At 68.9% G+C, this 26,814-nt stretch carries 20 protein-coding genes; 10 read left to right on the top strand and 10 right to left on the bottom strand.

Annotated features, from left to right (window positions below; all coding sequences use genetic code 11):
* Positions 1-278: 278 nt before the first annotated feature.
* On the bottom strand, positions 279-4,019 hold the full coding sequence (locus tag ACTWO6_RS10765; protein ID WP_446219479.1) for a S8 family serine peptidase: 3,741 nt from the start codon (positions 4,017-4,019) through the stop codon (positions 279-281).
* A 295-nt stretch (positions 4,020-4,314) separates the two neighbouring features.
* On the opposite strand from ACTWO6_RS10765, the gene ACTWO6_RS10760 reads away from it, so the two are divergent.
* The gene (locus tag ACTWO6_RS10760) at positions 4,315-5,295 is read left to right on the top strand and encodes a helix-turn-helix domain-containing protein (protein ID WP_446219478.1); all 981 of its coding nucleotides are present in this window, start codon (positions 4,315-4,317) and stop codon (positions 5,293-5,295) included.
* Positions 5,296-5,814: 519 nt separating this feature from the next.
* Here the strand turns inward: ACTWO6_RS10760 and ACTWO6_RS10755 are convergent.
* Both ACTWO6_RS10755 and ACTWO6_RS10750 read right to left on the bottom strand, forming a co-directional pair.
* On the bottom strand, positions 5,815-7,230 hold the full coding sequence (locus ACTWO6_RS10755) for a hypothetical protein (protein WP_446219477.1): 1,416 nt from the start codon (positions 7,228-7,230) through the stop codon (positions 5,815-5,817).
* Between the two features lie 540 nt (positions 7,231-7,770).
* Complete coding sequence (locus ACTWO6_RS10750; protein ID WP_446219476.1) at positions 7,771-8,115, bottom strand: VOC family protein; 345 nt, start codon at positions 8,113-8,115, stop codon at positions 7,771-7,773.
* A 309-nt stretch (positions 8,116-8,424) separates the two neighbouring features.
* On the opposite strand from ACTWO6_RS10750, the gene ACTWO6_RS10745 reads away from it, so the two are divergent.
* The 3 genes from ACTWO6_RS10745 (at position 8,425) to ACTWO6_RS10735 (ending at position 10,290) form a co-directional block, all read left to right on the top strand.
* Positions 8,425-8,823 (top strand): hypothetical protein, encoded by a 399-nt coding sequence (locus ACTWO6_RS10745; protein WP_446219475.1) that lies wholly within the window; start codon positions 8,425-8,427, stop codon positions 8,821-8,823.
* Between the two features lie 236 nt (positions 8,824-9,059).
* Positions 9,060-9,428, top strand: a complete 369-nt coding sequence (locus tag ACTWO6_RS10740) for a hypothetical protein (RefSeq protein ID WP_446219474.1) — start codon at positions 9,060-9,062, stop codon at positions 9,426-9,428.
* A gap of 62 nt (positions 9,429-9,490) precedes the next feature.
* Positions 9,491-10,290, top strand: a protein-coding gene (locus ACTWO6_RS10735) for an IS5 family transposase (protein WP_446220622.1) whose coding sequence is annotated in 2 segments (ribosomal slippage) — positions 9,491-9,824 and positions 9,824-10,290 — 801 coding nt in all. Because the reading frame shifts where the segments join, the coding sequence is not laid out codon by codon here.
* Positions 10,291-10,582: 292 nt separating this feature from the next.
* On the opposite strand, the gene ACTWO6_RS10730 is transcribed toward ACTWO6_RS10735, so the two are convergent.
* Positions 10,583-11,026 (bottom strand): OsmC family protein, encoded by a 444-nt coding sequence (locus tag ACTWO6_RS10730; protein WP_446219473.1) that lies wholly within the window; start codon positions 11,024-11,026, stop codon positions 10,583-10,585.
* Between the two features lie 377 nt (positions 11,027-11,403).
* A complete protein-coding gene (locus ACTWO6_RS10725; RefSeq protein ID WP_446219472.1) occupies positions 11,404-12,822 on the bottom strand; it encodes an RNA-guided endonuclease InsQ/TnpB family protein in 1,419 nt (472 codons plus the stop codon).
* A 146-nt stretch (positions 12,823-12,968) separates the two neighbouring features.
* Between ACTWO6_RS10725 and ACTWO6_RS10720 the strand changes: the two genes are divergently transcribed.
* Together ACTWO6_RS10720 and ACTWO6_RS10715 are read left to right on the top strand one after the other, a co-directional pair.
* Positions 12,969-14,306 carry a hypothetical protein gene (locus ACTWO6_RS10720; protein ID WP_446219471.1) on the top strand — a complete coding sequence of 446 codons (1,338 nt, stop codon included), beginning with the start codon at positions 12,969-12,971 and terminating at the stop codon, positions 14,304-14,306.
* Positions 14,307-14,402: 96 nt separating this feature from the next.
* On the top strand, positions 14,403-15,938 hold the full coding sequence (locus tag ACTWO6_RS10715) for a SagB family peptide dehydrogenase (RefSeq protein WP_446219470.1): 1,536 nt from the start codon (positions 14,403-14,405) through the stop codon (positions 15,936-15,938).
* Positions 15,939-16,086: 148 nt separating this feature from the next.
* Here ACTWO6_RS10715 and ACTWO6_RS10710 read toward each other — a convergent pair whose 3' ends face one another.
* Positions 16,087-16,443 carry an integrase core domain-containing protein gene (locus ACTWO6_RS10710; RefSeq protein ID WP_446219469.1) on the bottom strand — a complete coding sequence of 119 codons (357 nt, stop codon included), beginning with the start codon at positions 16,441-16,443 and terminating at the stop codon, positions 16,087-16,089.
* A gap of 443 nt (positions 16,444-16,886) precedes the next feature.
* Here ACTWO6_RS10710 and ACTWO6_RS10705 point away from each other — a divergent pair, with 443 nt between their 5' ends.
* The gene (locus tag ACTWO6_RS10705) at positions 16,887-19,763 is read left to right on the top strand and encodes a S8 family serine peptidase (RefSeq protein WP_446219468.1); all 2,877 of its coding nucleotides are present in this window, start codon (positions 16,887-16,889) and stop codon (positions 19,761-19,763) included.
* A gap of 207 nt (positions 19,764-19,970) precedes the next feature.
* Here the strand turns inward: ACTWO6_RS10705 and ACTWO6_RS10700 are convergent, their stop codons facing one another.
* Together ACTWO6_RS10700 and ACTWO6_RS10695 are read right to left on the bottom strand one after the other, a co-directional pair.
* Positions 19,971-20,213 (bottom strand): hypothetical protein, encoded by a 243-nt coding sequence (locus ACTWO6_RS10700; protein WP_446219467.1) that lies wholly within the window; start codon positions 20,211-20,213, stop codon positions 19,971-19,973.
* A gap of 381 nt (positions 20,214-20,594) precedes the next feature.
* On the bottom strand, positions 20,595-22,721 hold the full coding sequence (locus ACTWO6_RS10695; RefSeq protein WP_446219466.1) for a carbohydrate-binding protein: 2,127 nt from the start codon (positions 22,719-22,721) through the stop codon (positions 20,595-20,597).
* A 508-nt stretch (positions 22,722-23,229) separates the two neighbouring features.
* On the opposite strand from ACTWO6_RS10695, the gene ACTWO6_RS10690 reads away from it, so the two are divergent.
* The 3 genes from ACTWO6_RS10690 to ACTWO6_RS10680 all read left to right on the top strand — a co-directional run bounded on the left by ACTWO6_RS10690 (position 23,230) and on the right by ACTWO6_RS10680 (position 25,153).
* Positions 23,230-23,535: a hypothetical protein gene (locus ACTWO6_RS10690; RefSeq protein ID WP_446219465.1), complete on the top strand. Its 306-nt coding sequence runs from the start codon at positions 23,230-23,232 to the stop codon at positions 23,533-23,535.
* Positions 23,536-24,313: 778 nt separating this feature from the next.
* A complete protein-coding gene (locus ACTWO6_RS10685; protein WP_446219464.1) occupies positions 24,314-24,466 on the top strand; it encodes a hypothetical protein in 153 nt (50 codons plus the stop codon).
* Between the two features lie 219 nt (positions 24,467-24,685).
* Positions 24,686-25,153, top strand: a complete 468-nt coding sequence (locus ACTWO6_RS10680; protein WP_446219463.1) for a hypothetical protein — start codon at positions 24,686-24,688, stop codon at positions 25,151-25,153.
* 75 nt (positions 25,154-25,228) lie between these two features.
* On the opposite strand, the gene ACTWO6_RS10675 is transcribed toward ACTWO6_RS10680, so the two are convergent.
* Positions 25,229-25,414: a hypothetical protein gene (locus ACTWO6_RS10675; protein ID WP_446219462.1), complete on the bottom strand. Its 186-nt coding sequence runs from the start codon at positions 25,412-25,414 to the stop codon at positions 25,229-25,231.
* Between the two features lie 54 nt (positions 25,415-25,468).
* Entirely contained in the window at positions 25,469-26,707 is a 1,239-nt protein-coding gene (locus tag ACTWO6_RS10670) for an esterase-like activity of phytase family protein (RefSeq protein WP_446219461.1), read from the bottom strand.
* Positions 26,708-26,814 lie beyond the last annotated feature (107 nt).

Raw genomic sequence — 26,814 nt, 5'->3', positions numbered from 1 at the left:
CACCCGTGAGGTGGCGGTCACCCTGCGGGTGTCCGAGCTGACGAGGGACCTGCTGGACCGCGGCGTCGGACCGTCAGGTCGCACTGGTCGCACTGATCGGAGGACGGTATGAGGCCGCCGCCCAGCGTGCCCCCGACGCCGGGCTCGACGTCGTCATGGACCGTTGCCCGGCGATCGGGTGGGCGCGACGCCGGGGCGTGCAGGCGTGTGTCGGGCGGGACTGTCGCTCGGGCGGGACCGCGGGTGGCGGCCCCGCCCGAGCGACGGGCTGAGGGTGGTTACTTCAGCCCGAAGGCGCGGGTGATGCTCTGGGTGACGCTGTTGCCCTGGTCGTCGTGCGCGGAGGCGCGCAGGGTGACGTACGTGGCGCCGGCCGGGGCGTGGAGCACGGTCTCCCAGCCGTCACCGATGTGGTTGAGCGCTGCCTGCTGCCAGGTGGCGCCGTCGTCGTAGGAGACGTCAAGGGTGACGTCGCCGATCGCCTTGGAGCTCGGTCCTCCCGCGAGGTGGGAGGGAGTGACCACGAGGTCGGCGGTCCGGCTTGCCTTGCCCGCGGTGTCGGTGTCGACCTTGTAGTCGAGCTGGATCAACGGCAGGACTGCGGACGTACCGGTGTCGCCGGCCGCCGAGGTGAACCCCCACTCGGTCCGCGTGCTGGTGGAGTACGGGTTCTTCCAGTCGCCCCGGGAGTTCTCCGAGACGAGCCGGTAGGGAAGGCGCTGGGGGCTGAGTCCCGAGACCGCCATATAGTCGGCGGGCCACGTGGACAGGAGCGTGTCTCCCTGGTACAGCGTCACCGTGTTCCTGACTAGGGGGTTGCTGGCGGTGATGCCCACGTGGTCCACACCGGAGTCGCCCCAGCCCGGGATCGCGGCGTCGATCTTGTCGTCAGTCCTATTCCCCCCTGTCTGGTTGTCGAGGCGGGGACGGTGGATCGGGCCGAACCAGTGAAGGTCGCTGGTGGTGCCCGCCTTGTAGCGCACCGCCGAGGCCGCCTCCTGGACTTCACCGGGGAGCTGGGCCCGCTCCTTCCACTGGATGTCCGTGTTGTCGGCAGAGACCCAGTCGGTGCGCTCACCCTGGGCTGGAGCCTCGTTAAGGAAAGAGGCGCCTGTTATGAATCCCTGCCAGATGTCTGAGCGGTATTCGGTCGCCCTGTTCGGCCGGTAGTTACGGAAGGAGACGTCGACGCGGGCCAAGTCCTCCTCTGCCGGCTGGTAGGTCAGGTCGTCGGGTACCGCGCCGACGTAGTGACGGACAAGGTCGTAGAGGTAGTCCGTGACGCGGCTGGAGACCAGGGTCAGCGGGGTCTTACCGTGCTGGATCTGGGTGATCAGCTCCTCGCCCTCGTCCTGGGTGAGGGTGGCCACTGAGACAGGCGGAAGGAACGGAAGGGAGCTGATGGGCTGCCTGGGCCAGGGCGCCAGCCGGCCCACCCCATCGTTGACGACCAGCAGCAGCCGTGCGCCGGCCTGTGCGGCCGCGGCCTCCTGCTGCTCCAGTACGACGGTGTCGTTGCGGCGCACCACGACGATCTTGCCGTGGGCCTGTAGCCCGGCGTAGTCGGCCGGGGCGCCCTGCCCGGCGAAGATCGTGTCGAGGGTCATCCGTCCATCGGGAAGCGGCTTCGAGCCTCGCTGAAACCTCAGGTCGTCGAAGCTCCGCTTGTCGGAGGCCACCGTCAGTGCGGGCTCCTCCTTGCGCCAGCGCGCGCCAAAGGAGAAGTCACCGTTGGTGACCTTATTGCCGGTGGGCAGCGCCCACATGCTGTCGTACCCGGGCATGAAGGTGCCCGCGGTGCTCATCACGCGATGGGCGGAATCAAATGATCGGTAGACGTCCATGTGGGCATGGGAGTCGGTGGTCTCCTTGGGAACGACGGCCCTGACCTGCCGGGCGGCCGAGGCGTCCAGCGTGACCGCGCGATCCCGGTCCAGGGCGATCTCGGGAGCGCTCAGCAGCGCTACGCCCCGGGAGTGCGGGCCGTGCGTGCCCTGCACGTCGGCTTGGAGGAAGGCAGCGTACGTGCCGGCCGGCAGCCGGAGGTCGACCTTGCCCGACTCATCGATCCCGTAGAAGTGAGAGAAGTTCTTTCCCGCCACCCAGAGCAGCCCGGAGAGCGGCTCGCCGCTGCGGTCCTTGGCGGTGATCGAGAGGTTGTAGCGCTCCGCTTCCTTGCCCACTCCGATGAGGGTGTGAGCGAGGATCTTACCGTCGGCGTCGGCGGCCTTGATCATGCCGCTGAAGTGGCTGTCCAGGGGGGCCTTGTCCATGTTGGCCGTGTAGGTGACCTTGCTGGTGCCGTGCGCGGGCACGGTGACCTGCGTGGCGGACAGGGTGAACAGACCCGCAGGCGCGTCAGGCGCGTTGATCGCCAGATTGAGGGTGACCGGGGCGTCGGCGGTGTTGGTGTAGGTCACCTCCTTGTCGTGCTTCTCACCGGGCTGGTGCGGCCACGGGTCGAGGCCGGCGTAGGCGCCGCCGGTCGCGAACACCGTGTCCCGCACAGCGGCCGCGACGTCCAGGCGGCCGGCGCCGGCCGCATAGGGGGTGTACTGCGGGGTGGCCTTGGTGGAGCTGATCAGGGCATCCTTGAGCTGCTGGCCGGTCCAGTCCGGGTGCGCGGCGGCCAGCAGCGCGGCGGCTCCCGCGACGTGCGGGGTGGCCATCGAGGTGCCGCTCATCGTCGTGTAGGGGCCCTCGCCCGGATTCGCGGTGTAGTGCGAACGTGCCGCAAGCACGTCGACTCCCGGTGCGGTGAGCTCCGGCTTGAGCCCGAAGTCGCCTACGCGCGGGCCCTGGCTGGAGAAGTCGGCGAGCTGGTCGGAGCTGTCCACCGCTCCGACGGTCAGCGCGGCGTCCGCGGCACCCGGCGAGGCGACGGTGCCCGGGGCGCCGCTGTTACCCGCCGCGATGACGAAGAGCGCGCCGGTCTCCGCGCTGAGCTTGTTGACGGCCTGGCTCATCGGGTCGGTGCCGTCGGTCGGCTGGCCTCCGAGACTCATGCTGATGATCTTGGCGTGCTGGTCGCGGGCGGCCCACTCCATACCCGCCAGGATCCACGACTGCTGGCCTACGGTGTCGCAGCCCGCGCACACCGAGAAGAGCACCTTGCCGATGTGCAGGCGGGCGCCGGGGGCGACGCCCTTCTCCTTGCCGTCCGAGGCGGCGCCGGTGCCGGCGATGGTGGAGGCGACGTGCGTGCCATGGCCTTGGTAGTCGTTGACGTCGGGATCGTTGGGCACGAAGCTGGCCGAGCCGGCGATGCGGTCCGCCAGGTCCGGGTGGCTGGCGTCCACGCCGGTGTCCAGCACGGCGACGTCGACGCCCTGACCGGTGTCGCCTGCCGCCCATACCTCCGGGGCGCCGATCTGCGCGGTGGTGTCGGCCAGAGCGGCCTTGACCTTCCCGTCCAGCCACACCTTGGCGATACCACCGGTGAAGGAGGGCTGGGCGCCGCCGGTGACGCGTGCGGCACTTTGCGCGCCGGCCCCTCCGGTGAGCCCGGACCAGAACTCGGCGGCGTGGCCGTGGCTCTCGGTCAGCGCGGCGCCCTGAATGCTGCTGAGGGTGCGGACCTTCGCGACTCCAGCGGGAAGCGCTTGGGCGCGGGCGCGGGCGGCGCTGTCGGTATAGCTGACGAGCAGCGGGAGATGGTCGGTGTGCGCGTCATCGTAGCCGTCGGCGAGCAGCTCGGTGACGTTGAACAGCTCCTTGTCCAGGCGCCCGGCGGAGACGTACGGCAGGGCGGAGTCGGGGTAGACGTAGGTGCTCTTCCCGACCTGGTGGATCTTGAACCCGATGGCTTCACCGTCCGGTCCCGTGACCTCCTTGCTTTCGGTGCCGTCGGCGGCGGTGGTGACCGTGACCGTGTCCCCGGTGATCAGGGTGACGGTGCGAAGGGCGCTCGGACCGGATCCGGTGCCGGCGTGCGATGTGCTGGTAGCGCCAGGGGTGGTATCCACCGTGGCGGCGAACGCCGGCGGGCTGACCGTCAGGATCGCCAGGGCAGACGCCAAAGCTGTCAGCTTCGATCTGCGGGGCAATGGGGTTGGCAAGGGGGGCTCCTTTGATGATGTCCCTGAGCCGGGGGCGGCCGGACGGGGTTGATCACGAACCGCCGCAGCCAGGCTGGCAGCGCGCCAGCCGCTGGCGCAAGATGGCAGGCTGACCAATACTTGCCAGGTGGCGGCTTTATGCCGGCCAGCACGATGGTCAGCGGCTGCCGGGACACGCAGCCGGCATCACGCAGAACAGCCGGGTGCCGCCCTCGCATTGGAAAGCCCCGCCAACAACGGAAGCCTGGAGGGCGACATGTTCAAAGCACTGGGCCTCGCGCCGGCGGAGAGTGCCGTGTACGTCGCGCTGGTGGGCAACCCTCGAGCGAGCGCGGACGAACTTGCCGCAACCGCCCGGCTGTCCCCGGCTCAGGCCAGAGGTGCACTGGTCCGGCTAACCGAGCGCGGTCTGGTCAGCCGGCTTCCGGGACGGCCGGTGCGCTATCTCGCCGCGCCACCTGACGCTGCGATCGGCGAACTGATCGGCGCGGTCGAGTCGAGACTGTGGCAGGCGCGCGACGCCGCACAGGCACTGATGGAGACGCACCGGGCCGCATCTCGTTACATCCATCCGGAGCAGTCACTGGAGGTGCTTGTCGGCCAGGACAACATCGGTCGCAGAGTGACGCACATCGAGAACAGCGCCAAGACGCAGGTACGCGGCTTCGACAAGCCGCCCTACGTCAGCACGCCCAGCGCGAATGTGGAGAACGCGAATGTGGAGAACCAGGGCAAGCGGCTGCGCCGGGGCATCCGGTATCGGGTGATCTACAGCCGAAAAGCGGTCGCCTGGCCTGGGCGGCTACGAGCCGGCCTACTCGCGACGCTGCGCGAGGGTGAACAAGCGCGGGTAAGGCCGGACCTGCCGCTCAAAATGCTCATGGTCGATGACCGGATGGCCGTCATTCCAATCAGCTCCAGCGAGAAGAACGGCCTGGCCTACCTGATCCACCCATCCTCCCTCCTCGACGCGCTGATCACGCTCTTCGAGGCGGAGTGGGAGCGGGGCGTGCCGCTGTCCGTCGACGGGCCGGTGGACGGCGCGAGCGGACCGGACGAGGAAACCAGGGATCTATTGATGCTGCTCGCTTCAGGGCTGACGGACCAAGGTATCGCCAGGTCGCTAGGCTGGTCGATCAGAACCACGCAGCGCCGGATCCACGCGCTGATGGAAGACCTCGGTGCCGCTACCCGCTTCCAGATGGGCATGAGCGCCAAAACGCGTGGCTGGCTGTGACTCTCTGGACCCAACCGCCGCCGGGCGGAACGCGCTCTCGATCCCCTTTCGATGATCGGTTCCCGGGCTCAGAGACAGCGGTCGGGTTTGCTACGGGTCGACTGGTGACGGGAGAGAGGTGAGGCCGCACCACTTCGGTGTGAAGCAGGACGCCGCACCGGCTCTGACCTGTGTAAACGTGAGGCCGCAGGTGGGAGCCGGTGCCGTTGCGGCCAGTTGAGCGCCGTTCGATGCAGTTGAGCGCCGTTTGGTGCAAGGAGAACGCCCGACGAGCAGGTACCCCCCCCCCTCGCAATCCGATTCCGCCCAAGTACGGCCGAGACTGCTGAGGTCGATGGACGCTGATCCGGCTCGCGCTTGTCCATGCATCATGGATGGGCCGTCCTGGTTGATGACAGCCAGCGGGCTGGCGCGGCAAGGAGCCGCTGGTGGAACGGCTGGTCGGGCCGAGCACATCCCACTCGATTGCACCCGGGCGGGGGCGCCGGCCACCGGCCGACGCCCCCGGGAAAGCTCGGCTCAGCGCCGCCAGATCACCTGAGACGTGGTGGTCGGATCGAGGACAACATCGCCGTTCCAGGTTAGGAAGGACGCCTGGGGCAGGTAGTCCTGGCCCAGGAAGAAGCCACGCTGGATTCCGGTCACGTGCACTGCCGCGCCGTTGTCGGCACCGACCACGACCCGGTGGACACTCACCTCGGCGATGTCGTCGGTCGTGGTGCCCGCGGGCAGTTCGACGGTGGTGGCCGCCGGGATGTCGCGCTGGATCGACCAGGTGGGGTCGACGTGGTGCGACAGGTAGACGGTCTGGCCGTTGACGAGGCGTACGCCGAGCGAAGCCCCGACCCAGTTCGACCCCGAGTTGGCCGGCAGAGTGGTCTTGTCGACCACGGCGTACAGGTAGTTGCGCTGGTCGCTCACGTTCGGCGTGAGTGCCGCCGCGGTTGAGGCCGGCTCGATCTTGCCCTCGCGGAGCATCTCCTTGGCCATGATCTGGTACGTCCAGGGATTCGTGTCCATGAGGTACTCGCGCGCCTTGCCGGTGGGCAGGCTCTGCAGGGTCGACAAGAAGAACCGCATCGGGTCGTCTACGACGTCGCACATGTTGTTGTTCGAGGTGCAGGTCTGCAGGAGGGCGTGGTCGCCCTCGTACCGGCCCGAGAAGTGCAGCGTCTGGTGGTTCGGCGCCTGGTAGATGTCGCTGCCCGCGACCCGGTTGCCGCTTTCATCGACCTCCACCGAATAGATCCACTCGACGTCCGTCGTACGACCCCAGCGGGCCATCAGCGCGGGCGAGTTGGTCCCGCCGTCCTCGTTGCTCCACACGACCGAGTACGTGAGCAGCTTGTGACCCGCGGTAGCGGCCGGCGCGATCTCGTGCCAGGCGATGAGCGGCGTGTCGGTGGTCCCGTTCTGGTAGGGGCTGCCGAGAGCCGCGAGGTTGCGGCCGTAGACCACCGGCGCGTACCGGAGCACAAGGTATTCCGAGGTGTCCGGCGCGTACGTGGATAGGCGCAGGCCGTCCAGCAGGACGGACGTGCTTGCGGCTGCGGAGCGCTCCGCCGCAAAGTGCAGGCGCAGCTGGTGCACTCCGGCACCGAGGTGCCCAAGCGCGAGCTGCCGGTGCAGCGGCTGGTCACCGGACGCGACGAGATCGGTGATGTACCGGTCATCGAGCGAGATGGAGACGACCGCCGACTCGGCGCCCGCAGTCGACCAGTCGGTGCCCGGGGCTGCCACGTCCAGGTCGACGACGGCCTCGCCCGGAGTCCGCACGACCACGGGAACCCGCACGTCCGGGTGGTCGCGGCGGACGGCGGCGTGTGGAACCCCGGTGGTGTTGCCCGGTGCGGACTGCGCCTGGGCCGGCACGGCCAGGCCGGCAAGCGCGGTCGCGGCGGCGATCGGCGCGGCCAGCATGTGAACGAATCCCATCAGTTTCCTTCCGATGTAGATGTAGGGCAGCGGGAGCGGGCGGCGAGCCCACCAGGGGACAGGGTCGCCGCGCTCGCAAACAGGAGCTACCTACCGCTACGTCTATCGATCGGGATTGACGAGGCAACCAACGGCGGGGAACGGCGGCACAAAGAGCGCAACAAGTGACTTCATCACCGGCTCCGCCTCCCTGCCGCTGAACATCGGAGCAGCCACGACCCAATAGCTGCAGTCCTCTTCGGGCTGGCAGAGAGCTCACCGCGCTCGAGGCCCTGGTCAGGGCATTGCCGGTGGGAGCCGAGTCTCAGCTCGCGGGCCCATAGCAAGGCCGGTCTTGGTCGGTGCCGTGGGACTCGAGACGACAGTCGGCACCAACGAGGCAGAAAGCAGCACAGCCTGACCACTTCGGTGTGAACTCTCGGCGAGCCGGTCGGATCGGGTGTCGTCCGAGGTCATCCGGGCACGGCCGGTCCCTAGCTGGCGGCGCTCACACCCTCAGTTTGGAAGGTGCGCTCTTCATCCGTATGACAAGCCGGCGCGTCAGATTGCGACCGGGTGGCGCGGCTCGTAGAGACCGAGTTCGCCGCCACCGGGCAGCCGCAGCGCAGTGCGCAGCCCCCACCGCTCCTCGGTGACCGGGATCGTGAACTCGACGCCCTTCGCGGCCAGGTCGGCCATGGTCGCCGCGACGTCGTCGCACATGAGGAAGAGTTCGTGGGCCGGCTCGCCCTCGGTCGGGTGCAAGGCGAGCTCGGCCGGCGGGAGCTCGAAGATGAGCCAGCCATGGCCGGCGTCGACGTGGTGGTAGCCGAGCGTGTCCCGGAAGAAGGCGCGGTCCGCCTCCGGGTCGCGGCTGTAGATGATCACATGAGCACCATTGATCATTCACCGACCATAATGCTGAGGTCCGACGTGGCAACGCCAATCTCGCCAAAAAATGCCACCGCCGCTCGCGCCGCCCCAACTGTCAGTACCGGGGCCAGGTGCCCGATGATCTCTTCGCGGCGTTGTCGCAGCTCAGCGACGGTGAAGAGTGGGCCGCCAGGGACTTGAACCCTGGACCCCTCCGGCGCGAAGTCCCGGGAGGAACTCGGCCAACCCGTGTACTACGCGGCATCGTTAGAGCCAAAGGTTCAGGTGGTGCTCGGTCGAGTCTCGTGCCGCCCCCCACCCGAACCGCTGCAGGGCTCGCTCATGGTCGTCCTTGTCGACAAGCGCTCGAATCGCCTGCCTGCGATCATCGAGGTCCGGCATAGTCGCACCAGGGTTCGGGACCTCCCGGACCCGGCCACGGTCGGGAGCAGCTGGATACAGAACAAGATCGCCCAGCGCTACCCATGGTTGAAAGGCATGGGCGACAAGAAGTCCGGGGAGGACACGTGGCTCAGCGAGGGCAGCGTCATCTGGGTGGACGACCAGGAAGCGTCACCCCTGACCTTCGTCGCGACGTTCCCGCCGACCCAGGAGCAGCCTCAGCCTCAACGACAGGCTGCCGTCACCACCGCGCCGGTCGTGATCCCGGACCTGCTCCTGGCCATGGTGTGCATCGGATCCGACGACCAGATCTACTGGGCGCACCGGCTGCAGGGCTGAGCAAGCGAGACCGTCAGATGTTGAAGCGGAACTAAGAGCCCCGATCGACCCACCAGCGGGAACGATGCTCGACGCCTGATCACACGGTGTCGCAGGCTGCCATGGCTGGTCACTGGTCGACAACATTTGACAGCGTCTCGTGCCTGCTGGATGCCCCAGACAGCCATGCGCCGACCGCTGTCCGCCGTCATCGATGGGGCACGGATAGGGCACGGATGCTGGCTACACTGTCGCGAATGTCAGTCAGTTATCCGGTGTTTCTCGTCATCGTTGGCGGCATGCTCTTTGCCGGGGTGTTCGCGATACCTACCGGCGTTCTCGCGATCCGCTCCGGCGTCGCCCGCGGTATCAAGGTCATCGGCACGATGATCATGCCCGTGGTGGGACTTGGCGCGGGCGTCGGACTGCTCTGGGTGAACCCCATCGAAGGCGAATACAAGGTGGGGCTCTGGTTCCTTCTCCTGGGTGTGCTCGGACCCTTCGCCGCCGTCTACGACCTGCGCCGGGTGTTCGAACACCGGCAGGAGGCGCGAGCGGAGGCGGAGCGTGCGGCGCGACGCCCATCCTACGAGCTGAGCAAGGTGAAACTGCCACCCATGGACTAAGGGCGCGTCTCATTTGGATGGTCGTTGGCCTGGGGGCATGATCTGCTCCCGTGGACGAGGCCATGATCCGCACCTGGGCGCCGGATGATCTCTGGGAGATAGCGGCGCCGTTGATCCCGCCCGCGCCGGTTCGTCGGCAGGGTGGTGGTCGCCGGCGGGTGGATGACCGGGCGGTGCTGGCCGCGATCGTGTACGTGACCCAGGCGGGTTGTTCCTGGTGGAAGCTGCCGGAGGCGTCGTTCGGTGTCACCAGGGCCACCGCGCACCGCAGGTTCACCGAGTGGACCGCGGCCGGTTTGTGGCTCCGGCTGCACGAGGCGACCCTGGACCGGCTCGGCGCCGACCGGCGGATCGACTGGTCGAGGGCGGTGGTCGACTCGATCAGTGTGCGGGCGGAAAAGGGGGCGATCTGACGGGCCCAAACCCGGTCGACCGCGGCAAACCAGGCAGCAAACTCCACGTCATCTGCGACCGCAACGGGCTGCCCCTGGCTGTGCTGGCCACCGCCGCGAACGTCCACGACAGCCAACTGCTGCTCCCGATGCTCGACAGCGTCCCGGCGATCCGCACACCCAACGGGCGCCGCCGGTGGCGGCCAGACAAGTTGCACGCCGACAAGGCGTACGACGCCCGCGAGCTGCGCCGCGAGGTCCGGCGACGGGGCATCAAGGTACGCATCGCCCGTAAGGGCATCGAGTCCTCCACGCGTCTGGGCCGGCACCGCTGGGTCGTTGAAGCCTGCATGTCCTGGCTGATGCGCTACCGGCGCCTCGTTCGCCGCTATGACCGCAAGGGCGATCACTTCGAAGCCTTCGCCACCATCGCCAGCACCCTGATCTGCTACCGCCGCCTCACCAAATGAGACGCGCCCTAACTAGCAGATCGAAGGTGGCATTCCAATGGCCCTGTGGGTGGCCGGTAATCGCCCGGGCCTGGTGGAGTCCTCAGCTTGGTCATCTTCGCCATCCTCACTGTCTGCCGTCGACCCGCCCTCCTGAGGAGCGGGCCGCCGCCCGACCCGCCACGTCATCCATGAAGGAGCGGGGCCGGTCAAGGGTGGGGTTGCGGCACATCGAGAAGCACCAGCATTTCGCCCGCGGGGTGATCGAACGCCTCGCCGCCCGTAAACCCCGGGTGACGCCCGGAGACCCCCCTCAGTCCCCGGTGGAACCGGCAGCCTCGACGATCGAGACGGGAGTGCCAAGTTCGACGGTACGGGAGACGGTGCAGAGCCGTTCGTGCGACTGCTGCAGCGACCGGGGCAGCGCCTCGCGCGCCCTGTCGCCGTCCGCGCCCACCGGGAACGTCACGGTGAACTCGACCCTGAGGTTCTGCATCCGGTTTCCTCCCGCCTCGTCCCGGATCTTGTCGCCAGTGACTTCGACGGAGAACTGGGTCGGCTCGGCGCGGCGGCTGGTGATGTGGTCCACGTCTATCGCAGTGCAGCCGCCGATGGCAGCCAGAAGCAGCTCCACCGGCGTAAAGCTGGCATCCTCGCCCGTGCCCACCGACATCGACCCGCCGCGGACATTCCGCACGACGTACTTCCCCGCGCTGGTGCGCTCGATCTCCACCGAGCGGAAGGTGTCCTCACTCATGACAGGGAAACTACCCAGGCCCTCTGGCCCCCGAGCCACCGGCCTGGCCGGCCGATCGGCCCATCCTCAACCGTCGAGACCGCCATCTGGCTATAGCTTCGGCCACACCGTCAGGCAAAGCATTCGGCCACACTCTCTGCTACATGAGCCTGTACAGGCCGCGCCACTGCTGCCGATCAGGCCGCCCGGTCTTGCCGCTCGGCATCCGCTTCCCCGAGCAGATCACCGAGTTACAGACGGATCAAGGTCTGACCGATAGCCGGATTCGCGAAGAAGACCCGATAGGTTCGGCTTTCTACTAAGGTGAGGGCTGCTCGCACAATCCCCACCCTCCTGGCTGGGCGCGGCCTGGCGTGACTCGTCTAGTGCGGTGTCCACTAACGTTCACCGGGTTTGCGGTGGGTGTTGTGGATCCTCGCCTTGGGGGCGAGCGACTCCCCACCGGGTGGTGGGGCGGGCCTCCGCGGGCCAACTGATCCTCGCGCCGGCCCGGGTGGGCGGCGGGGGTCACGTCGGGACCGGCCGGCGCCGGGTAGGTGCCGGCCGGCTCGACGGTGCGTGACCACCTGCGGCAGCACAATCGCTGTCGGGGTGGTGGATCCGCCGCCCGGGGTGCGGGTGGCGATGCTGGCCGCCGCGACCAGGTGACGGTGGCCGGAGAATCCGCAGTGCGGGCAGGACAGGGTCCGCCCACGAGGTTTCGGTACACGTTTGCGGCAGGCGGGGCAGGTCGACGAGGTGCCGCGTTCGTCGACCAGCCGGACGGTGATACCGGCGAGGGTGGCTTTGTCGGTGAGGATCTGCAGGAGCCGGCCGATCTGCCACTGCCGCAACCGCAGGTTGTGCCGCCGCCCCGCCGGCAGATTCAGCACCCCGCGGGGGTCGCCCACGTGCAGCACACCGACCCGCTGCCGCACCGCCCACGAGACGACGCTGCGGGCGGCTTCGTGCTGGGCCTGACGTACCCTGCGCCGGTGCCGGCCCTCCACCAGGCGTGCCCGGCGGCGGTACTGCCGCCACCGCCGCGACCCCTTCTGACCAGGTTTCGGCGCCCGCCGCTCCACGGCGCGGCGGCGGCCCTTGGTGTCGGCCAGGTGCATGCGGTGTTCGGCGCGGATCGCCCGCCCGGACACCAGCAGTGCCTCCCCGTCGGGGCCGGCCACCGCGTAGGGGTGGATAATCCCGAGATCCACCCCGGCCACCCTGCCGGAGTCCGGTCCCTCACCCGGCGGGTAGACCGCCACCGGCACCTCGGCGGTGACGTCGAGGAACAGCTGGCCACCCTCACACAGCAACGTGACCGACCGGACCTGCTCGGCCGGATACGGCACCTCCCGCGCCAGGCGCACCCACAACGGCGCACTGCCCCTGGCGGTCGGGATCCGGACGCGGCGCCCGTCGAGGGTGAACGTGCCGTGATACCAGCGCACCGGCACCAACCCCCGCCGACGACGCGGGAACCGGGCCGACAGGTCACCGCCCTTGCGGCGTTTCGCCGCCGCGAACCACGCATCGGAGAACCGGCGCAACACCGACCGGGCCCCAACCGAATCCAGTTCCGCGAACGTGCCCGGCCCCGACGCCGCCAACTCCCGGCACAACTCCTGATAACCGGACAGCGGTACGTCCCGGCGGCGGCGCCGCCACGCGTTCACCTCCAACACGCACGCCCACAGGTCACCGGCGGAGCGCAGCAGCCCGAAACACCGGCGCCGCTGGCCGGGCGTCACCCGCAACGCGACGCGTGCGGTGCGGTGCACGACCCGCGGGGCGGCGGGATCCCGACGACGAGGCACGAACCGAAGCCAACACCACCAGTACGACACTTTCCCCAACCCCGACCAACCCGGCCAACGTTTGTGGTCAGAGCACTAGCGAGGTCTCGGTGCTCTCGCCATCCGTGACATCCCGATCCGGCGCGCGACCCCTGGTCGCAGTGTGCGTGATCTTCGCCGCCGTGTCGCTGGTCGCGGTGCCGGCCAGTCTCGACCTCGGCTGGGACGAGGTCGTCTATGTGAGCCAGCACGGCAAACATGCGCCGCCGGCGTTCATGAGCGCACCGCGCGCCCGGGGCGTGACCCTGCTGGTGTGGCCGGTGGCGTCCTGGCTCGATTCCACCGTCGTGCTCCGCCTGTTCCTCACCGTCACCGCGGCGGCGTCGCTCGGGCTGGCGTTCTGGGTGTGGTCGCGGGTGTCCCGGTGGCCCGGCACCGCCGCGATAGCCGCCGGGCTGTACGCGAGCCTCTGGACCGCCCTGTTCTACGCGAACGCCGCAATGCCCAACCACTACACGGCGATGGCGACGGTGGCGGCGGTCGGGTGTTTCCTGCTGGCCGCGGCCGAGCCAGCCCGGCCCGGGGCGTACCTCGGGCTCGTCGCCGCCCTCGCCGCGGTGCCCGCGTTCCGGCGGTGGCGGCTGACCGCCGCAGTGGTCGCAGGCCTCGTGCTGGGCGGCGCACCGTGGGCGGTCGAGGCCGAGCTGCGCTACGGCGGGCTCTTGGAGCGCATCCGTCAGGCCGGTCACGTGCAGGGCGGCGCGAAGCCGCAGTTCTCCCTCGGGCACGTGATCAGCACCCTGGACGGGCCGATCCTGTGCCGCCCGTGCGGCAGCCCCGTGCGGTGGCCGGCGGTGCTGTGGTGGCTGGCGCTGGCGGTGCTGATGCCACTGGCTGTCCGGGCGGCCCACCGGGCGGGCATGGCACGGACGGCATGGCTGCCATTCGTGGTCGCCGTCGCCATGGCCTTCCCCTATCTGTTCCTGATCGGATACTCCGCCCCCCGGTTCCTGCTGCCGACGTACGCCGTTGCTCTGGTCTGCGCCGCCCCGGGGCTCGCCGCATTGTTCTCCACGGCCGTCGGCCAGTGGCGGCGGGTCGTCGCCGCCGTTATTGCGCTGGGCTTCGCCGGCCACCTCGCCATCCAGGCCGGCATCCTGCACCACGTCGTGGCGGAGCAGGTCCGCGGCCGCGGCGACTGGACCCGCCTCGTCCAGACCCTGCAGTCGCAAGGGGTGCGACCGCCGTGCGTGATCTCCGGCCACGAGGCCATCCCGATCGCCTACTATGCGGGCTGCCGGGCGCTGGAAGACCGGGGATACAACCGCAACGCGAGCACCGCGCAGCTGCGGCAGGCCGCGGCGACCGGACGCTTCGCCCTCCTGGTCAAGGGCTCCGCCCCGCCCGACTGGGCCAAGGACTGCCACCGGATTCCGGTGCCGAACCTCACCACCTCCGGCTGGGAGGTGTGCCTGCCGCAGCGCCCGGCGACAGCACCGAAATAAGACGGCTGCGCGGCGGGTGCGGGCCGCGGACGGCTGCCGCGCCCGGCACCGCGCTCGTTCGGGCATACGCCGGGCGCCGGCGGGTATGCGCGGCGGATGCGCACCGGCGAGGTGGCCCGGCTCTACCACCACCAGACGAACCAGTGTCGCGGCGGCCGGCCGCCGGGTGTCCCGGGGTTCGTCCCGATGGACCCGAGCAACCGTCCCCAGCCCTTCAAACGCCACCTCGGGGCGCCGGTGCACTCCCTCCCCCGCGACCTGCCGCCAACCGGGGCGCCGGCCACGGTGACCCTGTCCGGACGGGTACCGCCGAGCGACCCGACCATCGACGGCGAACTCCTCGCCCGGCTGCTGTTCTACTCGGCCGGCGTCACCCGAACCGCCGGAGACAACCTCTGGTTCCGGGCCGCCCCCTCCGCCGGCAATCTCCACCCCCTTGAGATGTACGCGGTGGCCAGCGAGGTGGCCGGGCTCGACGCCGGGCTGTACCACTTCGCACCGGAGGTGTTCGGCCTGGAGGCACTCGCGGCCGGGGACCACCGCCGGGCGCTGGCCGACGCCACCGCCGACCCAGACGTCGCGGCCAGCCCGCTCGCCCTCGTCGTCACCGGCCTCCCGTGGCGCACCGCGTGGAAGTACGCCGAACGGGGCTGGCGGCACGTCTACTGGGACGCCGGGACAATGCTGGCGAATCTGCTCGCCGTCGCCGAAGGCCACGGGCTACCGGCGCGGGTACGGCTAGGCTTCGTCGACGCCGCCGTGTCTCGCCTGCTCGGCGTCGACGGCGTGACGGAGTTCCCGGTGGCGGTGATCACCTGCGGCCGGCCCACCGCGACCGCCGCCGCCGAACCGGTCGAGCTACCTCCGCCGCCGTTCCCGCCGACGCCGCTCTCCCCCGCGCCGGTCGACTTCCCGCTGGTCATCCGGGTGCAGCAGGCCGGCGAGCTCACCACGGGCGACGACGTGACCGGCTGGCGCGCGGCCGCCGTCGCGGGTCTTCCCCGCGCCACCGACACCGTCGATGCGCCGGTTGCGGCCGGCAGCGAGCCGATCGAGTCGGTCATCCTGCGCCGCGGCTCCACCCGGCGCATGCGCCGCCAACTCGCCCCCGCCGAGCTGCTGCACTGGGCGATGGCTGCAGCGACCCGAGCGGTCCCCGCCGACGCAATCCCGACCGGGACCACCCTGCTCTCCCACGAGGTCGCGGTCCACGCGGTGCGCGGCACGGAGCCGGGCCTGTACCAGCAGGTCGACGGCCCGCCGCAGCTGCGCCGGCCGGCGCCGGAGCCCAAGGTGCGGGCGCTGAGCCAGGGGCTCTGCCTCGACCAGCCGCTCGGCGGCGACTCGGCGTACACCGACTTCGCCTGCGCCGATCTCGACCAGGTGCTCGGCGGGTACGGCGAGCGCGGGTACCGGGTCGCCCAGTTCGAGGCGGGGGTGGCCGCCGGCCGCCTGCAACTGGCCGCCTTCACCCTCGGTCATGGCGGCACCGGCCTGACCTTCTGCGACCAGGACATCTCGGATGCGTTCGACACCCGAGCGGCCTGCATGCTCGCCATCGCCATCGGGCTACCCACCTACCGGCCGAAGCCGGGCGGCCCGCCCGGCCGGCCCCGGCGGATCACCCGCTGACGGGTCCCGCTGGTGCTGCTTCACCACACTGCCGCACGGCGCATGACCACAGACCGCAACCGGCCGTTACCGGGAGTGGCTCACTGATGAGGTTTTGAGCTGCGCAACCGCAAACTGCTGCCTGTACCGCTCGGAAAGTCGGTTACAGCTACGCCACCTGGGCGTATTCGTTGATCAGTCCGTTGAGGATCTTCCGGCGGCGAACTCGTGCTGCGGTCAGGTCGGCGACCGGTGAGGGCGGTACGTCGGTGGGGTTGGGTGGGTGTTGGCGTCGTCCTTGGTGAGGTCGGTGGTCGTTGTAGTGCGTCACGTACTCGCCGAGGTTGCCCAGTAGGTGGCGTTGGTTGTAGATCAGCATCCAGTCGAGGCACTCACGGCGGACCGTGCGTACCCATCGTTCCGCGTACGGGTTCGCCCGCGGTGCCCTCGGCGGGGTACGCAGGATCTCGATGCCCTCCGTGGTGAAGAACGCAGCGGTGTACTTGCTGTCACGATCCCGGATCAAGAACCTGAACTGGCGACGCGGTCACCGAGGTCCATCAACAGGCTCCGCGCCTGCTGGGTAACCCACTCCCCCGCCGGGTTCGTGGTGGCCCCCGAGGATATGTACCCGCCGGGTCGCGATCTCCATCAGGAACCGCACCTCAGAGACCAGAACCGGGTTTCCGAGCGGTACAGGCCCGCCCAGCGTGCCCAAAGACGGCGAATTGCATCGTTCAGATATCTGAAGCAAATCCGACTCGGCGCTCGATCACCTCTGGCGTCGCGCCGATTATATCGATAATGTCCGTTTTCGTTGCAGCCTCAGCGCTTGCGGGCGGAGCGTCTGATAGACAGCGATCGCCTCCTTGGTCATGATGCCGATGTGCCCTGACCCGGGCATCACCCCCGCTGAGGAGAAGCAGAATGATCTTCAGGTCGAGGGGATTACGGCGAGCAAGTTTGGCCGTGATCCCAATTGTCGCCATCGCGGGCAGCATCGCTGTCGCGACCACGTCCGATGCGGCGTCGTCGCCAGGCAATTCGAGCGGCTACACCGACGGCCGCTACATCGTTACGTTCGCCGATGACCCCGTCGGCAGCTACGAGGGCTACAACTCCGGCTTCAAGGCCACCAAGCCCAAGGCGGGCGACAAGCTCGACCCCGATTCGTCGGCGGTGAAGGCGTGGCGCGCGCATCTGACGGGTAAGCACAACGTGGCACTGGCCAAGGTCGGCGCGACCAAGATCTACGACTACACGATCACGAACAACGGCGTCGCCGCCAACCTCACCAAGGCCCAGGCAACCGCGCTCGCGAAGACCCCGGGGATCGTCGGGCTCGAGCGCGACCAGGTGTCGCACCTCGACACCACGGTCTCTCCGGAGTTCCTCGGCCTCAGCGCCGCGGGCGGCGTGTGGTCGCAGGCGGGCGGTCAGGCCAACGCCGGCGCCGGCATCGTCGTCGGCGTCATCGACAGCGGCATCTGGCCCGAGAATCCCTCCTTCGCCAACGAGAAGGTCAACCCACGGCCGAAGAACTGGCATGGCGCGTGCGTCGCCGGTGAAAACTTCGCAGTGTCGCTGTGCGGCAACAAGTTGGTCGGCGCGCGGTACTACGTCGAGGGATTCGGCAAGCAGAACATCGCCAACGAGGACTTCCTGTCGCCGCGCGACGGGTCCGGCCACGGTTCGCACACCTCCTCGACGGCCGCCGGCAACGCCGGCGTCACGGTGACCATCGACGGCAAGCAGATCGGCACCGCGTCGGGCATGGCTCCGGCCGCCTCCATCGCGATGTACAAGGTGTGCTGGGAGGGCGCGCCGGGCGTGCAGGCCGGATGCTTCAACTCCGACAGCGTCGCCGCGGTCAACGACGCCGTCCTCGACGGTGTCGACGTGCTCAACTACTCCATCGGTGGCTCGTCCGAGTCGTCGGTGCTCGACTCGGTGGCGCAGGCGTTCCGGGCGGCGTCCAACGTCGGTGTCTTCGTGGCCAACTCGGCCGGCAACAGCGGACCGGGTGCGAGCACCCTGGACCACCCCGCGCCGTGGGTCACCACTGTCGCGGCCGCCACCTTCCGGAAGGCGTACCGAGTGGTTGCGCTCGGCAACGGGGCGCGGTACGTGGGCGCTTCGACCACCCCGGCGCTGACGACACCAGCGCCGCTGATCACCGCACTGAGCGGGAAACTGGCCGGTGCGAGCGACAACGACGCCAAGCTCTGCTTCGACCGCACCCTCGACCCGGTGAAGGTGACCGGCAAGGTGGTGGTCTGTGACCGGGGTGGCAACGATCGTATTGACAAGAGCTTCGAGGTCAAGCGCGCAGGCGGCGTCGGTATGGTACTGGTGAACACCAGCGCGAACTCGCTCAACGGCGACTACCACCCGATCCCGTCGGTCCACCTGAACAACGTCGATGGTGCCGCCGTCAAGACCTACGCTGACACGGCGGGCGCGACCGCGAGCATCGTGGACCTGAGCCCGGCGGAGCTCGCGGCGGCGCCGGACGTGCCTGATGTCACCGACTTCTCTTCGCGGGGACCGTCGACGACCACGGGTGGCGACATCCTCAAGCCTGACATTGCCGCACCCGGCAACGATGTCGTCGCCGCGGTGGCGCCGCCGAGCAACCACGGCCGGGACTGGGACTTCTACTCGGGCACCTCGATGTCCTCGCCGCATATCGCGGGCATCGGCGCGCTCATGAAGCAGCTGCACCCCGGCTGGCTGCCGTCTGAGATCAAGTCCGCGCTCATGACGTCGGCGATCGACACCAAGACGACGACGAGCCCGTTCGCCCAGGGCGCCGGATTCGTGAACCCGAATCGTGCGGCCGATCCCGGACTGGTGTACCCGGCGGGTCCGAACGACTACCGCAGCTACATGGTCAGTCTCGGTGTCCAGTTCGCGCCGCCGTTCGACACCCTTCCGCCGGTCTCCGGCACGGACCTGAACCAGGCGTCGATCGCGATCGGCGGGCTGGCCGGCGTCCAGACGGTGACACGCACGGTGAGGAACGTCGGCTCCACGACGGCGACCTACACCGCCACGGCGAGCGTCCCCGGCTTCACCACCGTGGTGTCGCCGTCCAGGTTCACGCTGGCACCGAACGCGACGCAGACCTTCACGGTGACGTTCAGCCGGACCACGGCTCCGCTGGGCGCGTATGCCACCGGCAATTTGACGTGGTCGGACGGAACCCACAGCGCGCGGAGCCCAATCGCGCTGCGGCCCGTGGCTGTGAGGGCGCCGAGCGAGGTGACCGGGGCGATCACGGCCGGGTCGACGACCTTCGCCGTCACGCCCGGCTCCACGGCCCCGGCGCTGGGCACATCTGTCGCCGGGATGGCCGGGGTGACGCCGGTCGCCGACAGTGTCACGACCGGACCCTTCGACACCAACAACCCGGTTTTGGGTGCCGGCACGAAGGTCTACCACGTGACGGTTCCGAACGATAACAAGGCGGCCCGGTTCGACCTTGTCTCCAACGACAAGACGGCCGACCTCGACCTGTTCGTCTACAAGGCGGGCACGCTCGTGGCCCTGTCGGCCTCCGGCTCGTCGGACGAGCGGGTGACACTGACGGCACCGGCTCCGGGCACGTACGACGTCTACGTCAACGGGTTCGCAACGCCCGGCGGCTCGACCTCGTACGCCCTCAGCAACTGGGTGGTGGCGAACAGCGCCGCGGGCAACCTGAATGTCAGTGACAGCCCGGTTACCGCCGGCGTACCGGTAACGCTGACCGCGACCTGGACGGGTCTCGACCCGGCCAAGCGGTACTTCGGTGTGATCTCCTACGCCGGCGCCACCAACGTCACCTTCATCACGGTGGGCTGACCTCGGCAGGCACGAAACACGCAGGGGCCCGGCAGCTTCAGCTGCCGGGCCCCTCTCTGCCTGTCGAGCCGTCGGGTCACCCGTGGAGCTGCGCGCCCCAGCCGCCGCGGGCGTGCCGCGCTACACGCCGAACGCCGCGAGGACCTTGCGGACCGACTCGGCCGGCGCTCCGTCGGTCACCGGCGTAATCGACGCCTTCGATCGCCATCACACACCGTCGACCAGGATCTTGTTGATCTGCGCGGAGGATCCGAAGGACGAGAGGTTGCCGGTGCCGGTGTTGCGGACAGCCGAGACGCCAACGGTGATGGTGACGTTGACTCCGAACACGACGTGCGCGAGCAGCACGGCCAGGAAGCCCAGGCCGCCAGTGTTGCAGGGGGCCAGGATGGAGTCGATCTGCGTCCCTGAGGTGGTGACGCTTCCGCCGGAAGCCCATCGTAGGCGCATCTGCGCCGACTCGCCTGCGCCGGAACATTGCCCTGCTCACCGGTGACGCCCCGGCCACGCTTGCTTCCCTAGTCGCGCCCACTGCCCGTACCGGCGGGCGTCAAACACCTGGTGGCTCGGCGATTTCTTGAACCACCCCAGTCGTGCGGTCGACCACTTAAGGTCGTCCGCGCGTCTGCCTACCTGACACCGCCTTCAAGGTCGCCCAGGACGGGGCGCTGAAGGACCTGAAGGCCGGGAACCGGTCGCGGTGGAAGGGAACAATTCCGGGGGTACGATCGCCGCCACCACGGTCACCGGCCCGGCCAGGTAGTCGGGGGGTGCGGCCAGGTCGAGCGACGGGGAGGCTCGACCTGGCCGCGTGCACGTGTCGTGACCGACCTATGTGAGGCGGAAGTAGTCGAGGTTGAACCCGCCCGTCTCGCAGTACACCGTGACCAGTTGATCGCCCGCCGCCAGGACGACCGGCACGTGCACCGACTGGTAGGCGCCCCAGCCGCCCGTGTCCGGCACCGACGCGGTCGCCAGCACCTGGCCGCTCGCGTCACGGAACGACAGCGCGTTGGCCGCCACGGCACCCGTGCCGTTGGCGACGCGCAGCTCAAGGTCGTACGTTCCGGCCTGCCCGACCTCGACGCGGTACGTCAGCCAGTTGCCGGCAGCCGTCCAGCCGATGTTCTGCCCGCCGCTGGCGGCCGGGTTGCTCTCGACGAAGCAGCAGCCGCCCTCGACCCAGCCGTGCTGCTCGACGTACGACTCGGCCTCGACCTTCTCGCCGATGGGCGCACCGTGCGGCCGCACGGTCAGGTGGACGGTCACCGTGTCGCTCGCCTGGCCGTCGGTGACGACGAAGGTCAGGTCCTGCTCACCGGCCACGGTGGGGTGGATCGTCACGAGCGCGGTGGTGCCGTCGATGCTGACGCCGTCCGGCAGATCGGTAGCGTAGAAGGCGAGCGGATCGCCATCGGCGTCGGTCGCCGTCAGCGGCACCTGCACGGTGCTGTACTGGTCGACGATCACATCGGCCATGTTGTCCAGCACCGGGGCATGATTCCCCTTCGTCTTCGGCAGGTCCCCCTTCCACTGGAACGTGGCGAACGAGTGCGCCGGCACGGTCTCGACGAAGGACTGGCCGGCGAGCACCACGCGCACCTTGGTGTCAACATCGTTGCTGTTGCTGATGACGGCGACGATGTTGTCGGCCTTGTCCCGGTAGACCACGTTGCTGATGCCGTTCGCCGGGGCGCTCGACTCCAGGCGTACGTCGTCCGGGCTGAGGTACCGCGCGAACTGCCCCAACTGGTACAGCTCGTCGCGGACGGTGAAGTCACGGGTCGTGGTGTTGACGGTGACCAGGCGGTTGGGCCACTTCGTGGTCCGGCCGATTTCCGCCCAGTCGACGTTGTTGTCGCGCGCGGGCGTCCAGTGCAGTATCCCACCGTCCTGGTCAGTGGCCTGCGCCCACATGATGTACGAGCTGGCGTCCAGGCGGAAGTAGCTCAGGAGGGTGTCCGGGGAGACGCTGCCCGTCTCGGTCATCTCGACGGGCTTACCGTACTGCTCGTACGCGTCGCGCATGACGGTCGGGTCGCCCCAGTAAGGGTGGAAGGCAATGGCGTCGGCTGCCGCGCGGACCTGCGCTCCGGTCACCGAGCCATCCGGTGCGTCCTCGAAGATGCGGTAGTAGTTCTTCGTCTCAGCGCTGTTCGGGTCGCGCCAGTCCCAGAAGTTGAAGTCGTGCACGTAGAGCTGGGTGTCCAGGTTGGCCGCGGCGAACTCGCGCTTGATCGCGATGGCCAGCTTCTGCTGCTGCTCCACACTGATGTCCATCGCCGGGTAGACGACGTCCATGCCGGGCTCGTTCAGCAGCGTCAGCCCACCGATTCTGATGCCCTGCTCCGCGTATGCCCGGACGAACTTGACGTAGTAGCGGGCGAAGACGTCGATGCAGTCATCGCGCAGCTTGCCGACCTGGTAGTAGCTCGTCGTGCTGCCCGGTCGGAGCGCGACCTCACCGGTGAACCGGTTGTTCGTCTTCATCCAGGCCGGGGCGCTCCACGCGGACGCGAAGAAGGTGGCGTGCGGGTTGTAGCGCTGGATCAACTTGATGGTGTCGATGATGTGCAGGTCGATGTCGCGCTGGATGGAGAAGTACTTCAGGTCGAAGTCTTCGGTGACGCCCGCAGGCAGGTCGTCCTCGGACCAGAACGGCAGGTGCTCGATGACGTCGGGGCTGCCGATCGTCACGCGGAACCGATCGAGGCCCGCCCCGGTCTTCGGGTCGACGAGCAGCCGGATGGCCTCCTCCCGCTTCGCCGGGTCGAGCTTCCACAGGTTGGACACGCTCGTCTCGTCCAGGGAAAAGCCGACGCCGCGGTAGCGCTGACGCGTCTGGCTGGGGTCGACGACAACGGTGGCGTCGGCGGCCGTGCCCTTGTCATTGCCGACCCGAACGGTGGGCAACTGCTGCCACTGGCGCTCGGCGCCGGTGGAGTACGTCCCGGTCACGAACGAGCCAGAGTCGGCCGTCGCCGGCGGCGCCGCTGCCAGCACAGTGACGGTTGTCGATACGACGGCGAGTGTCGCGGTGATGGATTGCCTCACGGCGCCTCCAGATGTCGAGGGAAGTGTCCACGCGACAGGATCCGGCGCCGACTGCCGGTGCCGGTGAATCCGCAGCCGCGGGTGGTGGTGGTTCTCGCGTCGGGGGTGCGGGGGATGATCAGGCCTCCCCGTCTGCGGAGCCTAACTTTGGTCGATGCTTAATTCAAGATCTGACTTAATCACCGGTGGCCGGGGAACCCCGTGCTCGCCAACACCGGCGTAGCCCTCGCACAACCCGCCGCACGTCGGCGACCGCCTCGCGGGCCAGCGCGGCCAGGTCGGCCAGCGCGGCGACCACGGCCGGTTGACTGGCGAGCCGGGCCTGGGCCTCTGGGGCTCGGATACTCGGTTCGGCGTCTGAAGTGCGGTTCTGTGAGAGCTCGAGCCCTGCGCAGCCGTCTTGCTCGTGGCCATGAGCGCGTCGTTGCTGTACCGGCTGCTTCGCCAGATCCTGCAGATGTTGCCCCAGATCGCCCGCGACGGTGGGGCCAAGGGTGTGGAGATCCTGGTGCTCCGCCATCAGATGGCGGTGCTGCGCCGCCAGGTGACCCGCCCCGACCTGCAACCGGCCGACCGGGTGGTGCTGGCGGTGCTGTCGCGGCTGCTGCGGACCTGGAAACCGGACGGCTTGGCGCAAGTGATCACCGCAACCGCCTCAGATCCGGCCTGGCTGCAACTTCGCGCGGCCATCAACAACGCGCGTAACCATGGGAGGTAACCGAATCGAGCTGGTGACCCCATCGCCGGACTCTCGGCATTGGAGGATATTGCTGGCCGATCAGCGCGGCCCACGGACGCAGACGCCTTCGGATCCGCCGAGAGTTCACCACGCAGAAAGTCCTGGTCAACGCGCTCCCGGTGGGATCGGAGTCTCAATAAGCGGGACACTTGTCGGCGCTTGGGCGATGCCACGCAGGGTCGGACATCGATCAACCTGCCTGCCTGTCGGTCGGTCCGTGCGGTCGACGGGACCGCCGGCGCAAGGGGGTTGGCAGCGACGGCACTGTGACCACTTCGGTCTTCTCTGGGAGGTCACAGCCGCCAGACTGCTCGCATCGTCGCTGGTCAAGGCACCATCGGCCATCGGGTCTGGGTGAACACTTTGGACGCGGTGACCACTTCGGCGAGGTGCTCCCAATCTGCACCCATTTGCAAGGTGCCGGCCGGTCGGAACTCCTTACCGCTGTGACCTGCAGATACTCCCCTAGCAGCGGACATTGAGGACCGTAGAAGTCCGCTCAGTGCCGTTGAGCGCGCTTCGGTGTGAAGCAGGATGCTGCACCCACTCTCACCTGCAGAAACGGAAACCCGCAGGTAGGGGCCGATGCAGTTGAGTGCAGTTGGGCGCCGTTGCGTGCAATCCACCGCCGTTCAGTGCACCCGGCTGCTCCCCACCTGCTCCCCCGATTCCCGTGGCTGGCTCCGCATCAGTTGCATGCGACAGCCGCGCAGGCCACCGCGGCAGGCGACGCGGTAGCGGCCTTGACGTCGGGCGGATGGCGCAAGACATCCGGGCACTGGGGCATGGCGTCGACCTAGTCGACGCCGTCGACCTTCGCCAGTTCCGCGGCAAACTCGGCGTCAGTGAGCGCGCCACGCTGGTGTTGCCGGGTCAGCGCGTGGATGTTGCGCCGCTTGTCAGCGGTTAGGACATCGTGGGCCGTGCGTGTCCGGCTGACTCCGGCGGGTGCGCTCGGCGGCCGGTTACCGGCGGCAAAGGGCTCCGCCGGTCGAGGGGGGGCCGCCGTCTGCTGGCGGCGCTGCGCGTCACGGTGGTCTGGGGGGTTGCGAAGATAAACGGATCTTCGACGACACTCCCCCTGACCGTCCCGCCGGACACCGACGGGCCTGACCGCGCAGGGGATCCCATGCAGCCGTTGCACCCGGAGCCGACCTCACGGCGCCCGGTCTGGATGTGGGCCGGCGCCGCTGCGGGGCTCGGACTCGCCCTCACCATGTTCCTCAACAACAGCGGACCGCGCACCCGCGCCGCGACGAGCCGGCCGACCACCGGTACCTTCGTGGTCTCCGGCGCAGTGATGCTCGGCGACGGCGCATCCTTCACCAGGGACGGCCACGGCGGCTGCGCCGGCACCGACGCCCACGCCGACGTCACCGACGGTGCTCCGGTGCTCATCACGACCACAGGCGGGTTGGCCGTTGGGAGGCTGACCGACCCGCGCGCGCTCACTGACGGCACCTGTCGATTCTGGTTCTCCGTCCGCGGGGTGCCGACCGGGCAGGACGCCTACCTGGTCATGGTCGCCGACCGGGACCCCCGCCAGTACGCCGAACAGGAGCTGACCGGCGCGCTGGTGAGCCTGCGCGTCGACTGAAACCGGCCAGAGGTTCAGCGGCCCCAGGTTGGTGGCCAGTTCCCGGAACCGCGGCGGGGACCAGTTCTACCTGCGTCACTCGGCACCGGCCGGCACCAGGTGCGGGGCGTAGAGGCGAAGACCAGCCAGCGCCTCCCTACGCGCACCGGGCAGCAGGCAGGCGAAGATCGGTTCGTCGACGCGTCCCGATTCCGCCCAGATACCGTCGGCCTGCCCGGGGCCCAGCAGTAGAACGCGAGGTGGCGCTTCCGGGACGGTCACCGTCCCAGCAGTATCCGGCCTGCCCGCCGGAGGTCCTGCGAGGCTCTGCTCTCTCTACTCGCCGCGGAGGCCGGGCACCTTCACGACGATGAACTCGCTGTCGTCCGCGCGGCCGGGGTTGCGGCCCGTGTTAGGGAAATTGTTGTCACAGCCGAGCAGCAACCGGTTGCCGGCAATCTGATGGATGGCCTCGATCGACTCGCACGTCACGCGGTACGGGTCGCCGAGTCCCACGTCGCCGTTGTGGACGGGGGGCAGGGAAACCAGGTCCGGGTCGGGCACGGCCACCAGGTCGACGGTCGTCGTCTTCACGAGGGACCCGCCTGCAGCGGTATCGGTGAGGTTGATGAGGTACACCTTCCGGAACAGCGCGTTCAGCCCGAGACCGCCGTCGCGCTCGATCACCGCGAGGTGGTGCCGGTCGAGGGCAGCCATGTCTGACACGAAGTAGCCGGGCTGCTCGGTCTGGTACAGCCAGACCCGTCCCGTGAAGGCCTCGTCGCGGACGCTGAACTCGAAGACGTGGCGCCGCGTGGTGCCGAGTTCGGCCACCGTCGCCCCCTCCAACGCCGGGTACAGGTACTGGCCGTCCGGGCTGATGGCCATGGCCTCGAAGCCGCGGCTGTTGGGCTGGGTTGCCGCCGCACCGCCGAGGTGGGGGTTGTTGGGCGACCGCAGGCCGCCCGGAGCCGCGAAGGGCGGGTCGAGCAGTTTGCCGGTGGCGTCGAAGTGCAGCACCCACGGGCCGAACTCGTCGCCGACCCACAGGTCCCCATCAGCGCCACGCTGCAGGGACTCAGGATCGATGTCGCCGCCGGTCAACGACCGTTCGGTCGTCCCCTCGTTGACGATCGTGAAGCCGATCAGACCGTCGGGGTCACGGAACTGAATGAACTCGTTCAGATCGACGGCGACCTCGCCGCTTCCATCCTTGGCGGTCTTGAAGTCCGGCCGGATGTAGTAGGCGCGGATGAGGAAGTCCCTCGAGTTCGCCTTGGCGCCGAACCCGTTGTCTGGCATGGCGAGGTATTCCCCCGGGTGTCGGCCAGCGACGATCGCCGAGAACCCCTCGACCGGCTGCGAAGGCAGCGGGAGTGTGATCCCGTTGACGGTCCCGGGAGGCAAGAGGATCCCGGAGGGCGGGCCGGGGGCGTACGTCTCGACCGGCAGCACGGCGCGACCGAGCAAGGTCGGTTGCCCGCTTCCGGTGTCATCGGCGTGTGCGCAGAGGGATGGGATCGGCACCGTCGCCGCGAGCGCGACAGCGGCGAACGTAAACAGTCGCTTGATCATCACCGGCTCCTCAGGACGGTGTGAACCACTAGTGAGCTTGCGTAAGCCCGTGTCCCGGGTACACGTTGCCGAGGTCCGACGCCCGCACGGGACCGACTCGGTCTCCA

It is taken from the genome of Micromonospora sp. IBHARD004 (assembly GCF_052814115.1).
The sequence above is the reverse complement of the archived record's forward strand: the minus strand, read 5'-3'. Positions and strand labels throughout refer to the sequence as shown.